A 991-nucleotide genomic window follows, 5' to 3' on the forward strand; every position below is an offset into this window, starting at 1 on the left:
ATGACCGACGATAGAAGCAAGCCAGCGCAATGGTGAAGCCCCGACAAGCCTGCAAACCCTAACCCGGAGCGTTTTTCATGGCAATGACTGTCTCGCAATCAATCATCGGTGTGGATGTCGCTAAAGCGGAAGTTGTGATCTACCAAACTGAAACTGATGAACTAAAGATCGTACCGAACACCAAAACCAAACTTAAAGCGTGGCTCGATACCTTGCCGGCGGGCAGCGCTATTGCGATTGAGGCCACCAACATCTATCACTTGCAGACCGTAACCCTGGCTCACTCGATGGGTCATAAGGTCTACGTGGTCGATGGGTTTCGCCTTAATCACTACCGAAAAAGCACTGGAGGCCGGGCTAAAACAGATGCCAGCGATGCGCGCTTGCTGGCCCGTTACTTGAAAAATGAACAAGCAGATTTACGCGTTTGGAGCCCACCGCCGAAAATTTATACCAGGCTTCAAAGCTTGCTTCGTCGGCGTGCAGCTCTGGTGAAAACACGTATCGCCCTTAATCAAAGCTGGGCGGGTGAACCGTTACTCAAAGCATCATCAAAAAGCGTCTCTGCTTGCCTGGAAAGGCACGAAGCACTCATTGAGAAACGGATATTAGACGCTGTCACTGAAGCTGGGCTTCTACATCAGGTCAAGCGCTGCCAAGCCGTCGAAGGTATTGGTTTTCTTACGGCAGTTGCACTAACGATGGCTTTTCAACGAGGAGAGTTTGAAAGCGCAGATGCGTATATCGCGTTCCTTGGGTTGGACTTGAGAGTAACTGACTCCGGGCAGATGAACGGACGTCGCGCATTGAGCAAGAAAGGTGACGGCGAGATACGTCGATTACTGCATAACGCTGCGTCAGCCGGCATCAGGTCAAAAGCTTGGAAGCCGCTGTATGAAGGTTACCTGGCCAGGGGCCTGAAAACGACTCAGGCCCTGGTCATCATCGCCCGCAAGCTGGCACGTATTGCGTTTTCACTCATGAAAAATCA

At 51.5% G+C, this 991-nt stretch carries 1 protein-coding gene; it reads left to right on the forward strand.

Annotated elements, in window-relative coordinates; all coding sequences use genetic code 11:
- Positions 1-77: 77 nt before the first annotated feature.
- The coding region (locus E0F99_RS29880; RefSeq protein WP_130909141.1) for an IS110 family RNA-guided transposase at positions 78-991 on the forward strand (914 nt) is incomplete at its 3' end.

This window comes from Pseudomonas antarctica (assembly GCF_900624995.1).
Classification (GTDB): Bacteria; Pseudomonadota; Gammaproteobacteria; order Pseudomonadales; family Pseudomonadaceae; genus Aquipseudomonas; species Aquipseudomonas antarctica.